The following is a 19,501-nucleotide window of genomic DNA, read 5'->3' on the forward strand; positions in this document are numbered from 1 at the left end:
TTAGAAGTCTAAAGTCGCTATTATCCATTAAAATGGCTTACAGCTTCATAAATTTTATTATTTATTTATATAAATTTAGCTAAAATCGCATATTTTTTATATTTCATTAAAGGCAAAAAATGGCTGAATTTTATGATGCGAAAATGGTAGAAGAGAAATTTTATAAAATTTGTGAAAATCGTGGATATTTTGAGATAGATGGAAACAAAAATATTCAAGAAGACAATAAAACTTTTTGCATTATGATGCCGCCCCCAAATGTTACTGGAGTGCTTCATATAGGGCATGCGCTTACCTTTACCTTACAAGATATAATAACAAGATATAAAAGAATGGATGGGTATAAAACTCTATGGCAACCAGGGCTTGATCACGCCGGAATTGCTACTCAAAATGTGGTTGAAAAACAACTTTTAGCTAGTCGGGTTACAAAAGAGCAAATTGGAAGAGATGAATTCCTTAAAAAAACTTGGGAATGGAAGGAAAAAAGCGGCGGTATAATACTCCACCAAATGCGTCGCCTTGGTATAACTCCAGCGTGGAGTAGAGAGCGATTTACTATGGATGAGGGGCTAAAAAACGCCGTGCGAAAAGCCTTTGTAAATTTATATAATAAGGGTTTGATAGTCCGCGGAAACTATATGGTAAATTGGTGTACTCACGATGGAGCCTTAAGCGATGTAGAGGTCGAGCATAGGGCAAATAAGGGTAAATTATATCATTTGAGATATTTTTTATGTGAAAATAGTTGTTCAAACCATAGCCAGATAGGTGGCGATTGCGAAGCAGATTTGGGGGTTGCGCAGAATTTTGCGAGTGCAGATAGAATAAATAATTCATCAAGCGAGCAAAATTCAAGCTCCGCTAAAGATGCGAGCAAGCGTCCCTATATCGTGGTGGCTACTACTAGACCTGAAACCTACTTTGGCGATACTGCTGTGATGGTAAATCCAGATGATGAGAGATATAAAAGCTTAATTGGTAAAAGCGTAGAGCTACCGCTACTAAATCGTAAAATCAAGATTATAGCTGATAGCCATGTTGATATGAGCTTTGGAACTGGCGTGGTGAAAGTAACTCCAGCTCACGATACAAATGACTACGAAGTGGGCAAAAGGCATAATTTGGAATTTATAACTATCTTTGATGAAAAGGGAATTTTAAACGAGCATTGTGGGGAATTTCAAGGATTAGAAAGATTAGAAGCTAGAGAAAAAATCATAAATGAACTAGAAAGCAAGGGCTTTGTAGAAAAAATCGAAGATTATGAAAATCAAGTAGGATATTGCTACCGCTGTAAAAATGTAGTTGAGCCATATATAAGTAAGCAGTGGTTTGTAAAAGCAAATATCGCAAAACAAGCCATAGAAGATGTAAATGATGGCGGAGCTAAATTCTACCCATCGCACTGGATAAATAGCTTTAATGCGTGGATGAGAGAGCTAAAAGATTGGTGTATTAGTCGCCAACTATGGTGGGGGCATCAAATTCCAGTATTTTACTGCGAGTGCGGATATGAGTGGGCTGATGAGAGTGAAAAACCGCTAAAATGTCCAAAATGTGGTGGAGTTAAATTCACTCAAGATCCAGATGTGCTTGATACTTGGTTTTCTAGTGGGCTTTGGCCTATTTCTACGCTTGGCTGGGGAAATGGAGATGCCCTTAAAAATGATAAATGGTTTGATGGAGATTTGAGCGAATTTTACCCAAATACTATGCTAATTACTGGCTTTGATATACTCTTTTTCTGGGTTGCTAGAATGATGTTTCAGTGTGAAAATGCCACAGAAAAACTGCCTTTTAAAGATATTTATCTTCACGCACTTGTAAAGGATAAAGATGGCAAAAAGATGAGTAAATCAAGTGGAAATGTGATAGACCCACTAGAAAAAATAGATGAATATTCAGCTGATATTTTGCGTTTTACCCTTACTTTACTTTGCGTTGCTGGTCGAGATATAAGGCTAAGCGAAGAGAAGATGGTGCTAGTAAGGAATTTTACAAACAAGCTTTACAACGCAAGTAAATTCCTAATGCTAAATGCAGATAAATTCCCAGATTTTGATGAAAATGCTGTGCATTCAGAGCTTGGCAAATACATACTAAGCCGATTTAAAATAGCTACAAATGAGACTAGAAAGGCTCTTGATAGCTATAGATTTAATGACGCAGCAGATAGGGTGTATAAATTTTTGTGGGATGAGTTTTGTGATTGGGGAATTGAACTATCAAAAGCTAATAAGAGTGCAATTATCGAGCTTGGCTCTATTTTTAAAGAGAGTATGAAGCTACTAAGCCCGTTTATGCCTTTTATAAGCGAGTATTTGTATCATGAGTTAAGTGGCACAAATTTAGAGAATTCTACCTCCATAATGGTGATGAAATACCCAAAACCTAGCTTAATAGATGAGGAGATCGTAGCTAAATTTGAGCTAATTATCGAAGCCATTATAAGCATTCGCCGTGCTAAGGCTACAATCGACCAAGGAAATGCTAAAATTTCAAAAGCCTTCATAAGGATAAACAAAAACTTAAATATAAACCAATATCTAAATTTCATCAAACTCCTAGCCAAATGCGAAGATATAGAGCTTACAGATGAGATAGTACCAAACTCAGCTAGAGATGTAAGTGAGAATTTAGAGAGCTTTATCCCACTTTTAGGAGTGGATACGACTGCCATCATCGCACGGCTAAATTCGCAAAAAACCAAGCTTGAAAAAGAGATAGCTAAGCTTGAAAATATGCTAAATAATGAAAAATTTGTAGCAAATGCTCCACAAGCCGTGCTACAAACCAATAAATATGGTCTAGTAACTGCTAAGGAGAAATTTGAAAAAGTGTGTAGTGAGCTGAGAAATTTTGGAGAAATATAAGGATAAATAATGAATTTTAAGGTTAAAAATCTAGGACTTTTAAATCAAGCGGAGATAGAAATTGGCGACTTAACCATTCTTTGCGGTGAAAATAATAGTGGTAAAACCTATGCTGTTTATGCTTTTTATGGTTTTTGGAGATTATTACCTGAAAATATTAATGAGCTTATTTTAAGACATAAAGATAGTTTTATACAAAAAGAAAAAAATATTATCGCTATTGAAGAAACAAAATTTATCCAAATTCACGCAAATCTAAAAAACGAAATGAATAAGCTATACAAAAATAAACTTGTAAAAGTTTTAGGAGGCAATGCAGATATTTACAAAGATGCTAAATTTGAATTAAGTTTTGAAATTTTAAATTACGAAAAGATTTTTAAACAGCAAAATTCTTTCTTTAATGTTTATAAAGCAGATGAAAATATAATATTTGAATTTTTTGATAGAGATGATTTATCATCTAAAAATATACATTTATTTTTAGTTTATCTTATAATAAGCAGATTATTTTATAGACATCAAATAAATATTATTAGTGTAGAACGCACAGGTATTGCTATGTTTTATAGTGAGTTAAATATAAGCAGAAATAACATCCTAGCAGGTCTAACCCAAAATAATCAAGGAGATATCATCGATAATATAAATAACTATATACAAAAAGCTACCTCTCGCTATCCTTTGCCAATTACCGACAATATATCTCTTATAAATGATATATCAAATGTTACTAATCAAAAAAGCTTTATCGCTGAAAGTAAAAATAATAAAATTTTAGATTTGCTTTGGCAGATAGTTGGCGGAAAATATATAATAAATGATTATGGATTACAATTTGCGACTGGTGCAAAACAAAAAATACTCCAAAAACACAAAACTATAAATATCCAGCAAACTTCTAGCTCTGTTAAATCTTTATTTTTATTAGATTTATATATTAGATTTCAAGCACAAAAAAATGATATTTTAATTATAGATGAACCAGAATTAAACCTGCATCCAAAAAATCAAATTCTACTAGCTAGGCTTTTAGTTATGTTGGTAAATATCGGCATAAAGGTGTTTATCAGCACTCATAGTGATTATATTTTGCGTGAGTTTAGTTCATGTATTTGCCTAAAAAATATTAGCGATGAAAATTTGAAAAATTTAGAAGAGTATTCAAAACAAATGCAATTAGACGCTAATAAAGTAAGAGCTTATCAAACTATAAAAATTAGAGATGAAATAACTACTGAAAGTGTTAAAATTACTCAAGATGATGGTATTTTTATGAAAACTTTTAATGAAGTGATAAATATGCAAAACATAGCTCAAGATAAAATTTATGAGCAAATTCTAAAAGGCAAATAATGAAAAAAGAATTACAAAATTTTTATAGTTTTTTAAGCGATAATTTAAAATGCGGGGATGGGAAATATTATATAATAGAAGAAATAAATAATAAAAGTTATATCAAGAAAGTTAGTATAGAAAAAAATGGAAGTTTTTTTGTTCTAAAACAAAAAGATCAATTTAAAGCTGAACTATTTAAAAATGCTATTCCATCTTGCGATTTTATAGTAGTTAGTGATGATAAAGTATATTTTGTAGAGCTAAAATCCACCTCCGGCGATAAAAAAGATGATGATAATAAAACTCCAAATGATGAAACTCCACGTGATAAAGCTTTAAAACAATGCGAAAATAGCCAACTTCTATTCGATTATTTATATAGTGCTTATAATTTACAAAAGTCAGCAAATTTAAATTTTGAAAATAAACAATTCATTTATCTATATCCAAAAAGAGCAATCTCTGAAAAATCTCCAACAAATATGGATACAAAAAATTCTTCCTTAATACCAAAAGAAGTGGAATGTGATAACAATGGTTGTATTGAGTTAGATCTCGATTTTTTCAAAAAAATAGGTTAAAATATGATAAAAATCTCAAATTTAAAAAAATATTATGGCAAAAATCTCATCATAAATAATGTTAGTTGCGAGATAAATAAGGGTGAAATATTTGCTATCGTTGGTCACAGTGGTGCTGGTAAAAGCACGCTTTTACGCTGTATAAATGGGCTTGAAAGCTATCAAAATGGCAGTCTAAAAGTGCTAGGGCGTGAGATAAAATCGTTAAATGAAAATGGATTAAGAGATCTTAGGCGAGATATAGGCATGATATTTCAGCATTTTGCTTTAATGAGTAGAAAAACAGCTTTTGAAAATATCGCTATGCCTTTGCGTGTGTGGGGCTATGATGAAAAGGCTATAAAAGCCCGTGTTGATGAGCTTTTAGAGCTTGTAGGATTAAAAGATAAGGCTAGAAGTTACCCAAGTCAGCTAAGTGGGGGTCAAAAGCAGAGAGTTGCCATTGCTAGGGCTCTAGCACTTAATCCTAAAATCTTACTTAGCGATGAGGCTACGAGCGCGCTTGATCCAAACACAACAAAGCAAATTTTAAGCCTACTTAAAGAGATAAATGAGAAGCTTGGTATCACAATAGTGCTAGTCACACACGAAATGGAGGTGGTAAAAAACATAGCAAATAGAGCTATTTTACTCCAAAGTGGCGTGATAACCAACTTCGGATCAATTGTAGAGCTATTTTTAAATCCAGATGAAAATATGAAAAACTTCCTTGGAGAAGATGAAATTTTACCAGATACTGGGGTAAATATAAAGATATTTTTCCCACCAAATGTAGCGATGAATAGCATTATCACATCTATGGCTAGAAGGCTTGATATTGATTTTAACATAGTTTGGGGCAAATTAGAAAAGCTAGGTGGTAGCGTCCTTGGAAGTCTAGTTATAAATGTAAAGCCAAAAGATGAGCTTAGAGTGGAGGAATTTATAAAAAGTCAAGGGGCTTTATATGAAATTTTAAAGGAGAAAAAATGATAGCAAAACTACTTTTTGAAGCGACTTTAGACACTTTATATATGAGCTTTGTCTCTACATTTTTAGCCTTTATCATTGGATTAGTCTTAGCCATTATATTAGTCATAACTAGCAAAAATGGCCTAAAACCAAATAGAGCAATCTACAATTCATTAGATATAATAGTAAATACTCTTAGAAGTTTTCCATTTATTATTCTTATAATTGTATTATTTCCATTTACCAAATTTATTGTTGGGACAAGTATTGGCACCACAGCGGCTATAGTTCCGCTTACTATTGGTTCAGCACCCTTTATAGCTAGGCTAATTGAAAATGCAATGAATGAAGTAGATAGCGGTATAATTGAAGCTGCGCTAAGCTATGGAGCCACTAAAACTCAAATAATATTTAAGGTTATATTTGTAGAGGCACTGCCAAGCATCATAAATGCCATAACCCTTACATTAATAGTAGTTGTTGGCTTTACAGCGATGGCTGGTGCGGTTGGCGGTGGCGGACTTGGCGATGTAGCTATGAGATATGGCTTCCAAAGATTTCGCCCAGATATTATGGCTTATACTGTTATTATTTTAATCATAATGGTTCAAATAATACAAAGTAGCGGAAATTTACTATATAAAATTGTTAAAAAGTAATTAAATTTAAATTTTAGCCGATTTTATTTATAAATAAATCAAGGAGTTTGATATGGTATCAAGTGTAAATGCCGATGCCCAATTAGCAGCAAGCACTATGGCGCTTAAAAAATCAATGGATGTAGAGAAAACTGCGATGAGTAATATCCTAAATGGCATAGTCGGTGCAAATATGCAAACACCAGCTAGCAACGCACCTTTAGCGGTTACTAATCCTACGCAATTTGTTCAAAATGAAGCGGCTAAAGCCGGTAGATTAGATATATACGCTTAATCATCAAGGGGCTTTAGCCTCTTGATAAAATCTCTTTAAACTAAATTTATAAATTCCAGCAGTGATTGATCGGTCCATTTCCATGCCCTATGGATAGATTACTATTAATAGCATTTCTTACATAATCTTTTGCTTTTTGGATTGAATCTTCTATACTTAATCCATTAGCGATATTACACGCAATAGCAGATGAGAGAGTACATCCCGTGCCATGGGTATTTTTAGTATCTATTCTAGTAGCATGAAATAGGCTGATTTCTCCATCTTTATAGAGCAAATCAGTAGCATCACTAGAAAAATGCCCACCTTTGATAAGCACACTATCGCACCCATAGCTACTAATCTTGATAGCTGCTCGCTCCATATCATCTATATTTTTTATCTTTATACCACTTAATATACTAGCCTCGGGTAAATTTGGCGTTACGATTTTTGCCATACCAAAAAGCTCATCAATATAAACATTTAAAGCGTCTTTATCCATGAGCCTAGTACCGCTTGTAGCTACCATCACTGGGTCTAAAACTATATTTTTACAATCATATTGCCTTAACGCCTTTGCTATTATACGCATTATATTAGAATTTGAAAGCATTCCTAGCTTGATTGAATCTGGAGTAATATCGCTTAATACAGAATCCATCTGTGCTTTAATAAACTCAATTGGACAATCAAAAACCCCACTTACTTCTTTTGTATTTTGTGCAGTCAAGGAGACTATAACAGCCATCGCATAAAGCTTATGGGCGGTTATGGTTTTAATATCAGCTTGAATTCCAGCCCCACCAGATGGATCAGAACCTGCTATGGATAGCACTTTTTTCATTATATTTTTCCTTATTATTTTAAATTTATAATCTATTTTGTATAATAGCAGATCAAATTTAACACTTAAGGATAAAATATGAAAAAACTACTAGCTTTAAGTATAGTCGCTGCTGGGCTTATCACCTCTGCTTTTGCACAAACTCTAAAAGTTGGCGCCACTCCAGTTCCACACGCTGAGATACTCGAATTCATCGCACCAGAGCTAAAAAAATCTGGAATAAATTTAGAGATTAAAATATTTAATGATTATGTTATCCCAAATATTGCCGTTGAAGATGGCGATCTAGATGCTAATTTCTTCCAACATATCCCTTATTTAAATGAATTTAACAAAAATAAAGGCACTCATCTAGTAAAAACTATTGGCGTGCATTTAGAGCCAATGGGAGTATATAGCAAAAAGATAAAATCCATAAATGAGCTAAAAAACGGCGCTATAGTAAGCATTCCAAACGACCCTACAAATGAGAGCCGTGCCCTAGATGTGTTAGCTTCTGCTAAGTTAATTGAGTTAGATCCAAACGCACAATTACGCACCCCGTTAGATATTACCAAAAACCCTAAAAATCTAAAATTTAAAGAGATAGAAGCAGCCACTTTGCCACGCACTTTAAACGATGTTGATATCGCAGTTATAAATACAAATTTTGCAATGAATGCTAATTTAAATCCTACTCAAGATGCTTTGATTATAGAATCTAAGGAGAGTCCATATGTAAATATCTTAGTTGTTAAAGATGGCAATCAAGATAAAGATGAGATAAAAGCTCTTGGAAAAGCACTTCAAAGTCAAGCTGTTAAAGATTTTATAGCCAACAAATATAAAGGCTCTATAGTTCCAGCATTCTAAATTTGTTTTTAAGCTAATTTTGGGGTTATTTTAGATATAATTAACCCCAAATTTTTATAAACTAAGGATATAAAATGTCAAAAAAATGCGCAATTACTGGCAAAGGCCCTATGGTCGGAAACAATGTAAGCCACGCTAACAACAAAACAAAAAGAAGATTTATGCCAAACCTTCGCACTGTAAGAGTAACACTAGAAGATGGCACAACTAGAAAAATTAAAGTCGCAGCTTCTACTTTAAGAACAATGAAAAAACAATCAAAATAACCATATAAAGAGGGATTTATGTCTTTGATAAAAAAGATTAAAAAATTCCTCAATTGGGCTGATGAGTCCAAACCTGAATATGATTTAAATACCGAATTATACCAACAATTAAAAGCCTTTCGTCTTCCAATTATCTTTGTAGTTTTAATGATGCTATTTGGCACACTTGGCTATATGATTACTACTGGATTTACGCTTGTTGATGCAATATATCAAGCTGGAATGACATTTACCACAGTTGGCTTTACCGAAGTTTCACATATAAATACCGCCGGACGCCTTTTTACCATATTATTTATACTCATAGGATTTGGATTATTTACATTCTCTTTGGGTCTTATAATTGAAGTTGTCAAAAAAGGTGTTTTAACTAGGATATTAAAGGAGAGAAGCATGATATATAAGATCGCAAGACTTAAAAATCACTTCGTTATCTGCTACCACAATCTCTATACTATTGAGCTATCAAGGCAGTTTAGAGAAAATCATATTCCATTTGTGGTTATAGATAGCAATGAGAATTTAGCTCAAATAGCTGAAACATACAAATATCCATACTACATAATTGATGAGCCACACACACAATCAGCTATTTTAAAATCTCATCTCTCAAGCGCTAAAGGATTAATCACCCTTAGCCCAAATATTGCCGATAATATCGCTTTGATAGCCACTGTTAGATTATATGAAAAAGAGCTTGGTAGAGTAAAGCCATATTTCATTATGACAAACTCAGATAATGATAGCGATACTGATAAACTCATCAAGCTAGGTGCTGACTCTGTCGTAAGCCCATCTAAGCTAGTAGCACAAAGAATATCTGCTATAAGTGTGCGACCAGATATGGAGAATATACTAGAGCAATTTTTGTATAAGAAAAATTCCTCAATAGACATAGAAGAGATCAAGGTTCCAGAGGCTTCTTGGATTAGGTTTAAGCGGATCAAAGAGACGCATTTGAGAAAATTAACAAATGCTGATATTGTAGGTATAACAGATCAAAATGGTAAATTTAGCCCAATGCCAAATGGCGATACGCTAATCGGAACTGGCTCAAAGCTCCTAGTTATCGGCACAGCTGAGAGTATTAGATCTACAAAACGCCTAATCTTTAGCAAATACAAACCAGAGGAGTTAAAATATGTTTAATCTAATAAGCCTTAAAAATGGCCTTGAGAATGTAGACGGATTTTTCTTTGGCGGTGTTAGCACTGGACTAAAGGCAAATGGCGATAATGATTTGGGATTTATAAGGTCAAATGAGCCGTTTATGCTCTCGGCTAAATTTACATCAAATAAATTTCAAGCCGCACCGATTCTTCATTTCAAACGCTATCCAAAGGCTTTTAAATCAAATTTCTTACTACTAAATTCCAAAAATGCCAACGCCATGACAGGACAAAATGGCGTAAATGATATTGATGAGATATTTAAAACTCTAAACTCTAAAACCCATCTAATAAATCCTATTATGAGTTCCACTGGCGTAATTGGCTATAGATTAAATCAAGAGAAGATAAAATTAGGATTTGATAAATTTAATCTAAACCAAAGAGATAGCGATGGCGTTGCTAGGGCAATTATGACAACTGATAGCTTTAAAAAAGAGATTGCTTTTAGAGTTGAACTAGATAATAATAAAAGCTTTAATATCGCTGCTATTTGTAAGGGTGCAGGTATGATAAATCCAGCGTTTGCTACCATGCTTTGCTTTATTCTTACTGATGCTGATATCCCTCAAGATGATATGGATAAACTACTAAATTCTACTACTAAAAATAGCTTTGATGCCATTAGCGTTGATGGCGATACTAGCACTAATGATACTCTAATGCTACTTAGCTCAGCCAAAAGTGGCGTATATGATAAAGAGGCTTTTAAATTCGCACTTGATAAAATAACCTTAGAAATGGCATTAAATTTGGTAAAAGATGGTGAAGGTAGCACTAAGGTTGTAGCTTTTAAGGTTAAAGGTGCTTTAAATACCGATGAAGCCATCAAAGCCGCAAAAGCTCTTTCAAATTCGCTCCTAGTCAAAACGGCAATTTTTGGCGAGGATCCAAACTGGGGTAGAATCGCCTCTACAATAGGTGCTAGCGGAGTTAGTTGTGATGCTAACAAGCTTATTATACACTATGATGATGTGCTAGTCTATGATATAGATCATCCCGAACTTGATGAAATTAGAGAGCAAAAAGCACACAAAGTAATGCAACAAGATAGCTACCATATCACTTGTGATTTAGGTATTGGCAATGGCGAATTTACCGCTTATGGATGTGATTTAGGGCATACATATGTAAAAATCAATGCTGATTATAGATCATAGTTGGCTTGTTTTAAGTATCTTTTTTGTATAATGTCGAAATTTTAAATTCAAAAGGAGTATAAATGCTACATGAATATAGAGATCTAATCACAGAATTAAAAGGCAAAAACGCCCACTTTGATGCTGTATTTAGCAAACACAATGACTTAGACCAAAAAATTTTAGATGTAGAAGAGGGTCGTGAGCATATGGATCAATTTGAGCTAGAAACTCTTAAAAAAGAGAAACTAAAACTCAAAGATGAAGCTTATCACATTTTAATGGAATACAAAAAATCAAAAGAGAGTGAGTAAATTTTTGGGCTTAAAGCCCAAAGTTACCTATAAAAAATTTTAATAAATAATATACTTAATTTCTCTTATCATAATATTACTTCATTCAAATTCAATTTTTTATCTGTATTTAAATCTTTTTATAATATAATAATGAATAGAAAAATCAAATTATTTATCTTGGCTTGTAAATTATATAAGTTTGGATATAGTTAATATTTAAAAAGGAAAATATATGTTTAGTTCATCTAAAAAAATCTCTCATTATGAGGAACAAATCGTCGCTCTAAAAAAAGAGCTAGAAGCAAGAAATGCTGAAAATAGCAAACTTCGTGCTGAAATAAAGGAGCTATCATCTTCTCAAAGCAACCTAAAAGAGTGCGAAATAATAACTGAAATAGCCAAAAATATGATTGAAGGTGTCAAAGCAAATTCAAAAAATATCCAATCTGGCATTGAAAAGAATTTAGAGCTATCTCGTGCCTCTATCGATAAAATCGAATTCAATCTAAATAACATAGCTGAACTAAGCCAATCTAGCAATAAGCTAATCGACTCTCTAAATGAGATTACAAGCTCAAGTAATAAAACTCGCATAGCAGCTGAAAATCTACACAAAAGTGTCGATGAGATCACAAATGTAATCAACCTAATTAAAGATATATCGGACCAAACAAACCTTCTAGCGCTCAATGCCGCCATTGAAGCAGCTAGAGCTGGAGAGCATGGTAGGGGATTTGCTGTTGTCGCAGATGAGGTAAGAAAACTAGCTGAAAGAACACAAAAAGCCACAGCAGAAGTAGAGATGAATATAAATCTATTAAAACAAAATGCTAGCGATATGTTTGCTCAAAGCGAAGAAGTAGAGAATATTTCAATCGAATCAAATAAACATATCGAAGGCTTTATAACCAAATTTGATCTACTAATAAGCAATACAAAAGATATAGAAGATAATGCTAAATTAATTTCATATGATATATTTACAAGCCTTGTTAAGATCGATCATATGCTATTTAAAACAAATGGATATAACCAAATCTATACTAAAAATTATGAGCAAATGCTAGATCACACAATGTGTCGTCTTGGCAAATGGTGCGAAGATCGCGGTAAGGCTATATTTGGCAATCTTCCTGAATTTGGTCAAATACTTGAGCCTCATAGTATGGTTCATAAATATATCAATTCTGCCATCAGCCTTGCGGGTAAAGATTTCACCAGCAATGCTTCAATGATTGTTAAAGAATTTAAAACTTCAGAAGAGTATTCACTCAAGCTATTTGATATATTTGACGCGATGATACTATCTAAGTCTAGATCTACAAATTAGTATCCATAAGAGAGTATAAAGCTCTCTTACGCCATATCGTTAAGGTTTTAAATTTATTAAAATATTTAAAATTAAGGATTAAATTTGAGAGTAATTATCCTACTTTCTTTATTCTATATGCTCTTAAATAGCTTTGAGCTTAGTAGCGAGCAAATAGATAGGGATAGCACTAAGCTCTCACTTTCGCCAGTAAATTTAAATGATGATATGATTAAAAACTTAAATACACAAAAATTCAAAATATTAACATCGCATTACACCCTTAATAATAAAGACAACAATGGGCTAAACAATATTGATTTTATTGATATTGAATCGCTTAAATTTAACCACTGGACTACAAAAGATATTAGTTTTAATATAACCCAAACGCTAAATAAAAATGATAAAGATTATAATTTATATGGTATATATTCAGCATCGCATAATCTAAATTTAAACATATTCACATTCACCAACTCCATAAACACAATATATGATATTAAGAGCGAAACCACATGTACGCACTCATCTAATATTAGTGCTCAAATATTTAAAAACACCAAAATTGGCACCCTACTCTACCAAGATGATAGCAGCAAATACAATGCAAATTACTACATAAATACCCAAATTTATAAAAATATACATATAGATTTATCGCTTTATAATACTCAAAGTAGCGATAATTTTTATACTAAATTTAAAATCAACTACTAAAGGGTCGATATGAAAAATTTAATTATAATTCTAGGTGAAGATTTACAGATAAATCACCCATTTTTAGACTATTTTTTCTCTTGCTATAAAAAGAAATTTGACTCACTTGCCTCTATAAAATACATACAAAATAATAACAAAGAGCTACCATTTTATATAGAAAATGCCACTAAAAATTATGATAATATAACAATATGTGCTAATGAAAATGGATTTTATACGCTTAGTAGAATCCTAGCCACGCTTACAACTGATACAATAGAGCTTAAATCTGACACGCTTATGCCATCTCAAGTAGTTAAATTTAGCAAAAATAGCTTCTTAATAGATATAAATAACTCCAAAATAAACTTAATCAAAGCTGAGCCAACCAAAGAATTACCAGAAATTCTCACCCAAGATAACCACAACTCAAAAATATTTCATATAATTGATATTGATAAAGAGAGTGCTCAGATACTGCTAGAGCCACTTACCACCACTTATAATGTCAATATCGCCCTTACTCAAGTCATAGATGGCTTAACTAAAATTAAGGTTAGCACCAGCAAATACGGCCATATAGATAGCTTTATTGATAGTGTGGCAAATTTATTTATCGGTAAAATTATTCCTTCAGACAATATAGTTGAATTTATCGCTAAAAAGCTAATCCAAAATAATAAAAAAATAACATTTGCAGAGTCTTGTACCGCTGGAATGTGTGCTGCGACACTTGGCAATACTCCTGGGGTTAGCGCTATTTTTGATGGCTCACTTGTAACATACTCAAATAAGATTAAAAACCACTGGATAAAGGTCGATAACAAGATATTAGATAACTTTGGAGCCGTTAGCGCTCAATGCGTAGAAGCGATGGCAAATGGCGCTATGAAGCTAAATGGTGCTGATTATGCCATTGCTATTAGCGGGATAGCTGGACCAGATGGTGGTAGTGAGCAAAAGCCCGTAGGAACGGTATTTATAGCAGTTGCTTCCACTAGCGGCACTATCTCATCTAGACTACTACTAAGTGGCGATAGAGACTACATAAGAGCTCAAAGCGTCCTACACGCCTACACGCTGCTACTGCGCACCTATCCAGAGTTAAACTAAATATTATTAGCGATGAAATTAGCAAATTCATCGCTATCATTTGGGGCTTTAACTACCTTGTAATACTCAAATTTATTCTCATCTGCGATATGCTTATACTCAATTGCTAGCTCAAAATCAGTCTCAGAATTATCAATACAAAAACTAATTGGATATATCATCGCTCTTTTGCTAGTTAAATTTGGCAATACTTCGCTTAAATTTGGCTCTAGCCACTTCACAGGCCCAAGGCGAGACTGATATGCTAAAGTTAAGCTTTTAAATTTCATTCCATCTTTGCTTAAAATATCCTTTAAAATCTCCAAATGCCCCTTTAAATGCCTCTCATACAAATCCCCATTATCAATAATCTTTTGCGGAAGTGAGTGAGCTGAAAATATCAAATCAATCTTACTAGCATCATCATCACCCAAACATTTAGAGATATGATAGGATATGATATTATTAAATTCAATATTACTATAAAAATGATCTATAACTCTCACTTTAGCGCCAATCCCAAGCTGTTTAATCGCCTTATTTGCCCCTTCTAAACTAGAAGTAATTGTCGTTGCTGAATGGTGTGGGTATAGCGGAAATAGCACTATCTCATCAGCATCTTTATACTTAGATAAAGTATCAATAGCAAAAGGCGGAGTGTAATTCATAGCATAATCAAAAACCAAGCTATCTGAGCCAAATTTAGTATTTAGCTTATTTATTAATGAGCGTGTGATATCGCCTAGAGCGGACTTTCCGCCTAGTTTAATATAATTTTGTGTAGCTGGTTTTAATCTCATCATTGTTATTATCCATGCCACAAAAGCCCTTAAATAACGATTTTTAATCCCTAAAATATATGGGTCATTAAACATATTTGTCAAAAATACCTTGACTTGGCTTAGCTCATCTACGCCCCCCATATTTAGTAAAATCACAACTTTTTTCATTGCTATCCTTTGGCTAAATTTAAGTAATTGTATTTCAAAATAATTAATATTTACCACTCAATGGCACGATTATAGCGAATTTTTTGACCTTTTTGTATCCCCATCACCTCGCCATAATCCCCCACCCCAACCCAAGAAGTATCCCTAAATAATCTAACCAAAATAAAATCACTGCCATAAAAATGCGTATTTTTAATCTCAAACTCAATCTTTTGCTCATTATCTACTTGCACATCCATCACCCCACCAATCACATCGCTAGGAGAATTTAGACTAGATTTTAACTCCACAATCTTGCTTGAAGCGTTAAAATCTTTAAAGATAAAATGCTCTTTTAGCTCAGGTATAACGCTCATATTATTATCTAAAATAGGGCTATATTCGCCGCTATTTCTAGCTATATTTTGACACTCATTATCACAATAAATAGCAAAATAAATATTAGCCATATGCGGATAGCTCGTTGCTTGAGTTAGCTTTTGACCATACGCCTTAGCATAATATAAATAGCTATAATTTTTATTTTGATCTAAATTTGATTTTATTGTTAAATTTGTATCTATATCATTTGGTGTGATTTTATAAGGATTTTGTGCTCTATCTCTTGGCAATGATAGCTTTACAAGACCCTTACCAACGCCATTTTTAAAGCTATTTTTACTGATAATATAGATATTAATACCGCTTTGATAAATTCCGTTTTGATCTTTTGGCTCATTTGGGGCGCTCATAATTAGCTTACTAGAATTGCTAAAGCTTACACTATTAGCGTAGCAATTAGCACTAAAAAGCTTAGCCGTGCTATTATCAAATAGCTTAGCTTCAAACTCCAGCCCAGCCTCAACTCCCATAAAATCATCATATTGAGCTTGAGTAATATTAACTTCAACTACGCCAAATAATCCAAATTTAGAGTGAAAATCGCTCTTTATATGAGCGATTTTATCATAATCAAAATATCCGATATCTTGAGCGATTTTAGTATAGCAGCCGATTTTACCATCTTTATTTGGCTCATTTGTAAAGCTATTTATCAAACAAGCATCACGACCCTTATCGCTATTATCAAAATCAGCAAATTCAAGCCTAGCCACTCCCATATCAGGATAAACAAATCCATCTTGATCTGTTCTAATCTCGCCTACCCCACCTCTAAATTCTATAGTCTCATCAGCCATATTTGCTAAGCAACTTGACAAAGTGTGCTTTATAAAATCTCCACTAAAACTAGCATTATACCCAACAATCCTAGCACCACTATAATCAAGCGCAAGAAGTCTAAAATCCTTATATTTCACCCCGCCTTTTGGATTTTGCAAAACTTTTTCTAGCTTAAACTCAGCCACTCTGGCATTGAAATTTTGCGATTTTACCTCTCTTAGCGCACCTTTTTGATCCTTAAATCTAGCTAAAAAATATAAATTTTTATAGTTTAAATTAGCTAAATTTGGGATTATCGCTTTGATTTTCCCTCCATCAAAGTTACTAGATCTATAAATTTCATAACCATTATTTAGCCTTATCTCAAGATCGCTTATCATCTCATTACTATAAAACTCAATATCAAACTCACGCCCAATAATCTGCGTATAAATATCTCCAAAACCAATATCTATATTTTGATTGGAATTTAACAAAACTCTCTCAAATACAATATTAGACTCAAACTCATATTTATCAGCTCCGATATCAGCCACACCAAAGATTATTAATAGATTTTGACCGCTTTTTAGCCTAATATCTTGATACTCATAACCATCGATTAAATAAGAATTATTACAAATAAGATGGCTATTTTGCTTAGAATTTGAGATTTGAAAACTAAATTTCGCCATTGTGGCACTAGCAAAACTAACGCTAACTAAGGTATCAAATTGCGCCGTTATCGATATCGCAACTTGCTTATTTGCTTCAATTTTGGTTGATTTAATCTTATAATGATTTTTTGTATTTTGACTTACAATTGATGTATTAATATCGTCACCATTATGCTCTATGGTAATAACCTTGGATATATCACAATCTGCCACCAAACTCATCACGAAAAAAATAAATAAAAATATAACTCTCATCTCTATCTTAACCTTTTAAAATTATATCTACTAAATGATAAATTTAGCTTATTAATTAAAATAGCTAAATTTTTAAGTATTTTATAAAATTTTATCAACAATATATTTCGAAAATAATTATATTTAAAAACAGATTTTTCAAAAAGTATGAACTAATATTAAAAATTAAACTAGATAAAAGCCATATTTTACTTCAATGGTGCGATCAGCGAGACTTGAACTCGCACACCGTAGTGGCACTACCCCCTCAAGATAGCGTGTCTACCATTCCACCATGATCGCAAAATAAATTTAAAAAGCCCCATTTAGGGGCTGAAAATTAACCTAAAAATGGGTTAGCATAAAGTGCGATAAGAGCGATAACAAGTGCGTAAATAACTTGTGCTTCAATCATCGCAAGAGCGATAAACATTGTAGTAAGAAGTTTTCCGCCAAGACCTGGATTTCTAGCTGTACCTAAAATAGTAGCAGCAGCAGTATGACCCATACCGATAGCTCCACCAAGAGCAGCCACACCAAGACCGATACCAGCAGCTACAACTGAGAATGCTTTGATTTGTTCGCCATCAGCACCAAATGCCAAGCCTGTTAAGGCTACAAGTAGAAAAAGAATTTTTTTCATAAAATTTCCTTAAAAAATTATTGTTTGAACTAGTTCGGATAAAATCCCTACTTAAAATTCAAAACTCGGAATTATATATAAATTTGGTTTAATCTTTCATAAATTTATCCATTTAATCATAAATCACTCTACTTAAATTAGCAATAAAGCATAACATAAATTAATATTTCTAATAAAGCACTATCATAATCATTGAATAAATATTTATTATTAAAAAATCAATTTAATAAAAATATATTTGTTATCAATAATTATATGGTTGTTTTGTATTATTTTTTACTTCGCAGTGGAGCTAAGCTCCACTTTGCGACCAAAAAAAAAAGGGGGGGGGGAGCCTTTCACAGAAACCTCGGCTAAAGCCGTCGCATTCGCTGGTTTTGGAAACCCCTAAAGTCCCCACTTCGTGGGGTTGTTCCCCTTATAAAATCTGAGCGTAGCTCAGCTTTTATAGAAGTTTAAAATTTAAATTTACTGTAACAATCTTAATATATTTTGTTGAACTGCATTAGCTTGGCTCATAGCATAGCTACCACTTTGAGCTAGGATATTAAATTTAGAGAAATTCGCACTCTCACTAGCAAAATCCACATCCCTTATCTGGCTTTCGGCTGATTTGACATTGACTTGGGTAACTGTTATGTTATTGATAGTAGCTACTAATTGGTTTTGAACAGAGCCTAAATCTGCTCTTAGCTTATCTAGTGTTTTTCTAGCACTCTCAGCTACATCTACCATAGCTTGAGCTCCACCATAGGTATTTACACCACCTGTTTGATTGGCTGTGCTATAAGCACTAGAAAATCCGCCATCAAAATATCCCATAGCCTTAGCCATTGAAAAACTAATAGTTCCTGAATTCATATATTTAAGATTTACTGAAGCTTGATTATATGTTGCACTGGCAATAGAAGCCTCGCTAATAGCTGCTGCCGACATACCGGATACTATAGACATATTATTTAATCCGGCTTTAATATCTCTAGCGTCTTGGCGAATAAATGTAATAGTTCCTAAATATATTAAACCAGCACTATGACCGGTAGCTCCAGTCGATACATTTGCAAGTGAAGCACCAGCTTTAGCACTAAATACTGTTGTTAATCCAGTAGATACTGCACCCATTCTAATAGATCTACCATCTTTGGCGGCTAAAACTAAACGACCATTATCTAGACTTGCTTCTACTCCAGTTTCATCTTTTTTAGCGTTGATGGCTCCGATTAGGGCAGCGTCGCTATCATTAGCTTTTACCTTAATATTGCCAATCTTAACTCCGTTAATAACTAAATCTTTTATATCGCCAGCTGCAACTGGACCAAAAATTTGCGTATTATTAACCTTAACTTTTACGCCAGTTTTATCACTTACACCATTCATCATTTCAGCTACAGCTTTGTAGCCATCTTTTTTAAATATATCATTATCTACTTTTTGAAATTCATAACCATTAGGATAACCATCAATTCCGCTTAATTTAACTGCTACGCCAGATAGTGTTGAAATTGTAGAAAATATCGCATTATTCGT

At 33.1% G+C, this 19,501-nt stretch carries 19 protein-coding genes, 1 tRNA gene and 1 pseudogene; 15 read left to right on the forward strand and 6 right to left on the reverse strand.

Annotated features, from left to right (window positions below; genetic code table 11):
- Positions 1 to 119 precede the first annotated feature (119 nt).
- From CSUIS19072_RS03660 to CSUIS19072_RS03685, 6 genes are read left to right on the forward strand one after another with little or no spacing between them, the layout of a single operon-like run.
- Positions 120 to 2,876, forward strand: coding sequence for a valine--tRNA ligase (locus tag CSUIS19072_RS03660; RefSeq protein WP_086293349.1), 2,757 nt, complete (start codon positions 120 to 122; stop codon positions 2,874 to 2,876).
- Positions 2,877 to 2,885: 9 nt separating this feature from the next.
- On the forward strand, positions 2,886 to 4,232 hold the full coding sequence (locus CSUIS19072_RS03665; RefSeq protein ID WP_086237253.1) for an AAA family ATPase: 1,347 nt from the start codon (positions 2,886 to 2,888) through the stop codon (positions 4,230 to 4,232).
- Positions 4,232 to 4,795 (forward strand): hypothetical protein, encoded by a 564-nt coding sequence (locus CSUIS19072_RS03670; RefSeq protein ID WP_086237254.1) that lies wholly within the window; start codon positions 4,232 to 4,234, stop codon positions 4,793 to 4,795. Before CSUIS19072_RS03665 ends, CSUIS19072_RS03670 begins: the two co-directional genes overlap by 1 nt.
- 3 nt (positions 4,796 to 4,798) lie before the next feature.
- A complete protein-coding gene (locus CSUIS19072_RS03675) occupies positions 4,799 to 5,767 on the forward strand; it encodes a methionine ABC transporter ATP-binding protein (RefSeq protein WP_086242273.1) in 969 nt (322 codons plus the stop codon).
- A complete protein-coding gene (locus tag CSUIS19072_RS03680) occupies positions 5,764 to 6,405 on the forward strand; it encodes a methionine ABC transporter permease (RefSeq protein WP_086237256.1) in 642 nt (213 codons plus the stop codon). Before CSUIS19072_RS03675 ends, CSUIS19072_RS03680 begins: the two co-directional genes overlap by 4 nt.
- A gap of 52 nt (positions 6,406 to 6,457) precedes the next feature.
- Positions 6,458 to 6,679: a hypothetical protein gene (locus CSUIS19072_RS03685; protein WP_086237257.1), complete on the forward strand. Its 222-nt coding sequence runs from the start codon at positions 6,458 to 6,460 to the stop codon at positions 6,677 to 6,679.
- Positions 6,680 to 6,725: 46 nt separating this feature from the next.
- Here the strand turns inward: CSUIS19072_RS03685 and thiD are convergent, their stop codons facing one another.
- Positions 6,726 to 7,505, reverse strand: a complete 780-nt coding sequence (gene thiD / locus CSUIS19072_RS03690; RefSeq protein WP_086237258.1) for a bifunctional hydroxymethylpyrimidine kinase/phosphomethylpyrimidine kinase — start codon at positions 7,503 to 7,505, stop codon at positions 6,726 to 6,728.
- A gap of 78 nt (positions 7,506 to 7,583) precedes the next feature.
- Between thiD and CSUIS19072_RS03695 the strand changes: the two genes are divergently transcribed.
- The 9 genes and pseudogenes from CSUIS19072_RS03695 to CSUIS19072_RS03730 all read left to right on the forward strand — a co-directional run bounded on the left by CSUIS19072_RS03695 (position 7,584) and on the right by CSUIS19072_RS03730 (position 14,351).
- Entirely contained in the window at positions 7,584 to 8,357 is a 774-nt protein-coding gene (locus tag CSUIS19072_RS03695) for a MetQ/NlpA family ABC transporter substrate-binding protein (protein WP_086237259.1), read from the forward strand.
- Between the two features lie 74 nt (positions 8,358 to 8,431).
- A complete protein-coding gene (gene rpmB, locus CSUIS19072_RS03700; RefSeq protein WP_086237260.1) occupies positions 8,432 to 8,623 on the forward strand; it encodes a 50S ribosomal protein L28 in 192 nt (63 codons plus the stop codon).
- Positions 8,624 to 8,641: 18 nt separating this feature from the next.
- The gene (locus CSUIS19072_RS03705; RefSeq protein WP_086293351.1) at positions 8,642 to 9,772 is read left to right on the forward strand and encodes a potassium channel family protein; all 1,131 of its coding nucleotides are present in this window, start codon (positions 8,642 to 8,644) and stop codon (positions 9,770 to 9,772) included.
- Positions 9,765 to 10,952, forward strand: a complete 1,188-nt coding sequence (gene argJ / locus CSUIS19072_RS03710; protein WP_086293353.1) for a bifunctional glutamate N-acetyltransferase/amino-acid acetyltransferase ArgJ — start codon at positions 9,765 to 9,767, stop codon at positions 10,950 to 10,952. Before CSUIS19072_RS03705 ends, argJ begins: the two co-directional genes overlap by 8 nt.
- A 62-nt stretch (positions 10,953 to 11,014) precedes the next feature.
- Positions 11,015 to 11,245, forward strand: a complete 231-nt coding sequence (locus tag CSUIS19072_RS03715) for a YdcH family protein (RefSeq protein WP_086293355.1) — start codon at positions 11,015 to 11,017, stop codon at positions 11,243 to 11,245.
- A 604-nt stretch (positions 11,246 to 11,849) separates the two neighbouring features.
- Positions 11,850 to 12,116: pseudogene (locus tag CSUIS19072_RS08525) on the forward strand (methyl-accepting chemotaxis protein); the annotation flags it as partial.
- A gap of 117 nt (positions 12,117 to 12,233) precedes the next feature.
- Positions 12,234 to 12,557, forward strand: coding sequence for a CZB domain-containing protein (locus CSUIS19072_RS08530; RefSeq protein ID WP_257789246.1), 324 nt, complete (start codon positions 12,234 to 12,236; stop codon positions 12,555 to 12,557).
- An 84-nt stretch (positions 12,558 to 12,641) separates the two neighbouring features.
- Positions 12,642 to 13,256 carry a hypothetical protein gene (locus CSUIS19072_RS03725; RefSeq protein ID WP_086237265.1) on the forward strand — a complete coding sequence of 205 codons (615 nt, stop codon included), beginning with the start codon at positions 12,642 to 12,644 and terminating at the stop codon, positions 13,254 to 13,256.
- A 9-nt stretch (positions 13,257 to 13,265) separates the two neighbouring features.
- Positions 13,266 to 14,351, forward strand: a complete 1,086-nt coding sequence (locus tag CSUIS19072_RS03730) for a CinA family protein (RefSeq protein ID WP_086237266.1) — start codon at positions 13,266 to 13,268, stop codon at positions 14,349 to 14,351.
- On the opposite strand, the gene hemH is transcribed toward CSUIS19072_RS03730, so the two are convergent.
- The 5 genes from hemH to CSUIS19072_RS03755 all read right to left on the reverse strand — a co-directional run.
- Positions 14,348 to 15,280 carry a ferrochelatase gene (gene hemH, locus CSUIS19072_RS03735; protein WP_086237267.1) on the reverse strand — a complete coding sequence of 311 codons (933 nt, stop codon included), beginning with the start codon at positions 15,278 to 15,280 and terminating at the stop codon, positions 14,348 to 14,350. The genes CSUIS19072_RS03730 and hemH overlap by 4 nt on opposite strands.
- 50 nt (positions 15,281 to 15,330) lie before the next feature.
- Positions 15,331 to 17,352, reverse strand: coding sequence for a hypothetical protein (locus tag CSUIS19072_RS03740; protein WP_086293359.1), 2,022 nt, complete (start codon positions 17,350 to 17,352; stop codon positions 15,331 to 15,333).
- Positions 17,353 to 17,549: 197 nt separating this feature from the next.
- Positions 17,550 to 17,634, reverse strand: a tRNA-Leu gene (locus CSUIS19072_RS03745).
- 37 nt (positions 17,635 to 17,671) lie between these two features.
- Complete coding sequence (locus CSUIS19072_RS03750; protein ID WP_086224097.1) at positions 17,672 to 17,974, reverse strand: F0F1 ATP synthase subunit C; 303 nt, start codon at positions 17,972 to 17,974, stop codon at positions 17,672 to 17,674.
- Between the two features lie 468 nt (positions 17,975 to 18,442).
- Positions 18,443 to 19,501: flagellin (locus CSUIS19072_RS03755; protein ID WP_337212028.1), on the reverse strand; the 1,059-nt coding region annotated here is incomplete at its 5' end.

The organism is Campylobacter sp. RM19072 (genome assembly GCF_024723485.1).
In the GTDB taxonomy this organism is placed as follows: Bacteria; Campylobacterota; Campylobacteria; order Campylobacterales; family Campylobacteraceae; genus Campylobacter; species Campylobacter porcelli.